Source organism: Pinirhizobacter sp. (assembly GCF_035317885.1).
In the GTDB taxonomy this organism is placed as follows: domain Bacteria; phylum Pseudomonadota; class Gammaproteobacteria; order Xanthomonadales; family Rhodanobacteraceae; genus Pinirhizobacter.
The window spans coordinates 1-5,449 of the sequence record NZ_DATHFX010000261.1 but is presented as its reverse complement, the minus strand read 5'-3'; the positions used below and the strand labels follow the sequence as shown (position 1 = coordinate 5,449).

At 63.6% G+C, this 5,449-nt stretch carries 5 protein-coding genes; all 5 read left to right on the top strand.

What is annotated here, in order from left to right:
- Window positions 1-957 (top strand): TcfC E-set like domain-containing protein (locus VK519_RS08480; protein WP_324348997.1); only part of this gene is annotated, 957 nt, incomplete at its 5' end.
- Between the two features lie 16 nt (window positions 958-973).
- Entirely contained in the window at window positions 974-1,933 is a 960-nt protein-coding gene (locus tag VK519_RS08475) for a CS1-pili formation C-terminal domain-containing protein (RefSeq protein ID WP_324348994.1), read from the top strand.
- The gene (locus VK519_RS08470) at window positions 1,930-3,075 is read left to right on the top strand and encodes a hypothetical protein (RefSeq protein ID WP_324348992.1); all 1,146 of its coding nucleotides are present in this window, start codon (window positions 1,930-1,932) and stop codon (window positions 3,073-3,075) included. The genes VK519_RS08475 and VK519_RS08470 overlap by 4 nt, the downstream gene beginning before the upstream one ends.
- A 41-nt stretch (window positions 3,076-3,116) precedes the next feature.
- Window positions 3,117-3,452: a divalent-cation tolerance protein CutA gene (gene cutA / locus VK519_RS08465; RefSeq protein ID WP_324348990.1), complete on the top strand. Its 336-nt coding sequence runs from the start codon at window positions 3,117-3,119 to the stop codon at window positions 3,450-3,452.
- Window positions 3,453-3,529: 77 nt separating this feature from the next.
- Window positions 3,530-5,449: protein-disulfide reductase DsbD family protein (locus VK519_RS08460; RefSeq protein ID WP_324348988.1), on the top strand; the 1,920-nt coding region annotated here is incomplete at its 3' end.

The following is a 5,449-nucleotide window of genomic DNA, read 5'->3' as shown; positions in this document are numbered from 1 at the left end:
CTTACCAGCAAACATGGCTGGACAACCGCCATGGCGGCGCAACACCAACGCGTGGCCGCGAATGGCGCGTCCCGCCGCGTCACCGGGACTACCCGCCTCCAGCATGCTTATGCCGAGCGACAGGTAAAGCGGCACTTCGTGCGCGGCGGCGCGTTCTATCCCGATACCATCGGCCTTTACCAACAACCTCTGCTGATTGGCGCCCGTACCCAGAATGTGTTCGGCATCATGATCGGAAGCTCAGACACACTGGACGATACCCGCGGCACCCAAAGCGCACAACCGATGTTTGTCACGGCGACCCGACCCGGTCTGGTTGAGATCTACCGCAACGGAACACTGGTGAACACCCAGCCGGTCAAGGCCGGCTTGCAACCGGTCGACACATCGCCCTTGCCGGGCGGGATCTATGCAGTGGAACTTCGGGTCGTTGAAGACGGCTCGGTAACGTCCAGCACCAATCAATGGGTCTACAAGCCCACGCTGTGGACCAACACGCAGCGACGCTGGCGCTACAACGTTTTCGCTGGGCGCCAGTTGCGTGGCTTCTCCGGACAAAGTGGTTTGCGCCGCGACGGACCGGCCTACGGCGCGGCAGTCAACATGTTGCTGCATCCGCGCTTCATCCTGGGGCTTTCCGCCACCGCGCAGGACGATGGCCACGCAGCTACCGCGTCATTTACTGCCCAGCCAACGGAGTGGTCGATGCTTCACGCCAATGTTTATCGCACGTCAAAAAACCGGGCACGGTGGCGACATCCAATTCAACATAAGCACAGGCCGCGCGAACCTCGGCCTGTCATACGGCGATACCTGGATTGCTACGCCGTCCAATGTTCGCTTTGCCGTCGTGCGTCGGCGGAGCTGGTCATTCGCTGGATCGTTACGCCCCAGCCAAGCCACGACGCTGAATCTGAGGCTTACCGGCCACAAGCCCGAACGCGGGGTATCTTATGACCTTGCCGTTGAGCGTATGTTCGCCGCAAAAGGTGGTTCTACCGCCGTTCGCGCTTCGATTTTCGAGCGTCCACTACTGGTCGACAGGCGAACCAAGCGCGACCGTGGCTTCGAGCTAAATGCCACGCTTGCACTTTCCGCGCCGGCACGCGCCTGGTCCGCCACCCTGGGACAGAATCGCGACGTCGATCGTCGCAACGAAACCTATGCGCGGCTGGACTACCAACGTAGCTCTGAGGGTTCGATACCCCTGCTCAATGCCGGTATCAGCACCGATCGTCATGGCGTCGGCGCGGGCGGCGGCGTGCAGTTCCTCAATCGGTACCTGCGCGGTGACGTCTTCACTACACGCTCGTCGCTCGACGGCCAGTGGGCAGGCGGACTGAATCTGGACACGACGTTGGCATTCGGCGCTGGCCACGCCAGCATCGGCGGTGCGCCGAGCCTGCGCTTCGCTCGATCGATGATGGCCATCGACATTGAGGGCGAGTCACCCCAGTCACGCGTCCGCGCTGTCGTTCGCGATGGCGAAAGCGTACTCCTGCGGCCCGGTCGCAATCTGGTGGCCGTCCAGCCTTTTATTTCCAATCGTGTGAACTTCGACGTGGAAGGGTCCGCTGCGTCGACGACGCAACTGAATCGTCGCGCCGTCGACTTCCGTGCAAACGCCGGCGATGTACTACATGAAAAAGTGTCGGTCACACAAACCATCACCACACTGGGGCGACTGATGGACACGGAGAACCGCCCAGTGGCTGGTGCGGCCATCGTGACAAGCGTGGATCGCACGGTAACCGAAGCCAGCGGAGTATTTTCCATTGCTGTCGCACAAGGCCAGCCTGCGCTGTCCGTAAGTCGCGATGACCAGACGCTTTGCACCGTGGGCGGCCTTCCCTTAAGCCTGTCCGAGGATGATGACCTGGCCATGCTGGGCGACGTGGTGTGCGTTCCGTCATCCGTCGGGGAACATCCATGAAGCACCGTTACCTCCGAACCATGACGATAACCTTGGGCATGGCGTGTGCCGAGCCCGGTACCTGCGCGGTGATCGAGGTCACGGCGAATTTCAACGGCACGCAAGGATCGGCGGCCTTCATCGACACCACCCCGAAGCTACCCTGTTCTAGCGGCACCTGTGCCGACCCACGGACACGCCTGGTCGATACCGGCCTGATCGTCAACCGGAACCTGGCTGGCGACGCGCCGGATAACCAGGCGTTGTTCGGCATGTCAATTCCCGCCATTCCAAGAAAAATTACCGTCACCGATGGACGGAACAGCTTCGAAGTGGACTTCCGCATCGTGGCGCAGGGTTTTGCCTTGACGGGTAGCGCCGTCACCCGCGAGATGTTCGTCGACGACGGCATGGCACGTCCTCGCGGTGATTGCCGCGCGTCGATAACACCTACTAGCGGCCCACTAATCGGTATGTGGGCCGCCACCGGTGAACGCACCATGTGTAGTGCCGCCGTCAAGCCTGGCGTCGTCGCCGATGTACGCCAGCAAGTGTCGTTGGCCTACCAATTGGGCCTGCCCTCGCCGCTGAAGATTCCCTCGGGAAATTACAGCAGCGAAGTGCGCTACGCCGTTGGCGTCGGGCAAGACTTCGACTTCGCCGGTGGTACCGCCAGTGAATCGGAGGTCGTATTCCGCCTGAACCTTAGCGTCACGCATGAGCTTCGCGTTGACTTCGGACGCGGGCCCAGTGGCGCGCCGATCGACGTGGAACTGGTACCGGCAGGCGGCTGGAGTGCATGGCCCCGTGGCCGTGTTCCGGCCAGCGTGCAGGCCGACGTACCTTTCCAACTATCGCTAAGCGGACCCACGCGAATGTATCTTCGATGCAAGGAAGCTACGCGATGCCCAATGCAGTCTGGCGCTGGCGACACCGTTAGCCTGGCCATCAGCGCCTCAGTGCCGGGCACAGTCACTGGAGGCGGCGAACTGGGCGTGGCAAGAACCACACTGCCCATTGGCGAGACCCAGGCTCTAACGATTTCCCCCTCCGGCGCGCCGCTCCGCTCCCAGGCCTCGGTTTTGCACGTGAGCACGCACGGCGCGTTGCGGGCGGGAACACACTACGAGGGTGAAGCGGTATTGGTACTCGACGCTGACTGAGCCACAAGGCACCATGGATACCCATCCGGACGAGACGATCCATGGCCGTCGTCATAGCGCTCTGCAACTGCCCCACCGCGGATACCGCTACCGCCCTGGCCAACGGGGCTGTCGAGAGCCGTCTCGCAGCGTGCGTCAACATTCTTCCTGCCGTGGCATCGGTATACCGGTGGGAAGGTCGCATAGTCAGCGAGACGGAATCCACGCTGCTCATCAAGACCACGCGCGAATGCGTCCCCGCGCTCAAGGCCTTCATTGAAGAATTCCACCCTTATGACACGCCCGAACTCATCGTCCTGGACGTAACCGACGGCCTGCCCGCCTATCTGGCCTGGGTTGCGGCCGAATCGAAGCCCCCCTCCAGCGACCCGATGTAAGCTTGAGGGTCTTCCCCGGGTCTGCTTCGGCACGGCGCGGGCGTTGGCCCGCGATGTATCGGCTTTCCGGAGTTGTCATGAAGTTCCCATCCCCGCGCGCCTGGCTGTTGTCCCTGGCCGCCCTGATCAGCTTGCCGGCTTTCGCCCAGGACGACGGCCTGCTGCCCGTCACGCAAGCCTTCCACCTGACCGCCGATGCCTCCAAGGCCGGCGTGGTGAAACTTCACTGGACGATTGCCCCCAACTATTACCTCTATCGCGGCCAGCTGAAGATCAAGGCAACTGACGAGGGAGCGCTGAAACTCGGCGAGCCGCAGTTGCCCGATGGCGTGAAGCACCACGATGAGTTCCTGGGCGACGTCGAGACCTATCACGGCGCCATGGATGCCACGGTGCCGTATACGCTCACCGACGCATCGGCCAAGACGATCGCGCTGACCGTGCGCTACCAGGGCTGCCACGAGGTGGAGCCGAAGATCTGCTATCCGCCCAATACCGAGAAGCTCACCCTCACCATCGGTGCGCCGCCGGTGGAAACGAGCCCGGCAACGGGCGGTGGTTCATCCACGGGGACGGCGTTGCCGACCGCCTCCAACACTGCTGCCACTACCCCATCGAATTCAGGCCTGGCGTTGTTGGGCGGCAAGGCCGCCGCGACGTCGACCGACGGCTCGCCGCTTCCCGCGGAAAAAGCCTTCCGCTTCGAAGCCATCGCCACCGCTCCGGACAAGCTCCTGCTGCGCTGGACGATGCCCAAGGATTACTACCTCTATCGCGACAAGACCGCGCTGGAAGTGATTTCGCCCAAGGGTGCAAGCCTTGGCGAACCTGAATGGCCCAGTGGCATAGCGCATAACGACAAGTACAACGGCGATGCCATTGTCTATTACGACCAGGTGGAGCTTCCTGTTGCCCTGAAGGACGGCCCGGGCAAGGGCGACGTGGTCGTGCAGGCCACCTTCCAGGGCTGCCTTGAAAATGGCATCTGTTATCCGGTGATGACACGCCAGGTGAAGCTGGACCTTGCCGGCGGCACGGGCACTGACGTCACGCCCGCCGCGGCCCAAAGCGCCACCCCAACCGGCGCGCCGCAGGAAGTCGCTCCGCAGATGCCCCCGCCGGGCGTTGGCGACTCGCCGGGCCTTCTCGCCGTACTCGGCCTGGCGCTCCTGGGCGGCCTGATTCTCAACCTGATGCCCTGCGTATTGCCGGTGCTGTCGCTGAAGGTCGTGTCGGTGGTCGAGGGCTCCAGCCACGACGGCGGCGCGCGCAAGCACGCGCTGTACTACACCGCGGGTGTGCTGGTGTCCTTCGCTGCCATCGGCCTGGCCGTGATCGGCCTGCGCGCTGCCGGGCATGCCCTGGGTTGGGGCTTCCAGCTGCAGCAGCCCGTGGCGATCGGTGTACTGATCTACATCATGCTGGCCGTCGGCTTGTCGATGTCCGGCGTGGTGCAATTCGGCACGTCGTTCGGCAACACCGGCAGCAGCCTGGCCTCGCGCAGCGGCCCCACGGGCGATTTCTTCACTGGCGTGCTGGCAGTGGTAGTAGCAAGTCCCTGCACGGCGCCGTTCATGGGTCCGGCACTGGCCTTCGCCTTTGCCGCCTCGCCGCTGGTGGCCTTGCTGGTGTTCCTGCTCCTGGGCCTGGGTCTGGCCATGCCGTTCCTGGCTATCGGCTACATCCCGGCGCTGGCGCGCCTGTTGCCGCGTCCCGGTCGCTGGATGGAAACATTCAAGCAGGTGCTGGCCTTCCCCATGTACCTCACCGCGGTATGGCTGGTGTGGGTGCTTGCCAACCAGCGCGGTGCCAATGCCGTGGGGGCAGTCCTGGCGGGTGCCGTGCTGCTGGCCGCGGCGCTGTGGTGGTTCGAGCGCAGCCGTGGCGGCAAGCCGCTGTCCAAGGTGTTCGTCGCCGTCCTTGCGCTTGGCGCGCTGTATCCGCTGCTGGTCATCAGCGGTCTGGAAAAGCCCCAGGCCACGGCTGCCGCGTCAGGC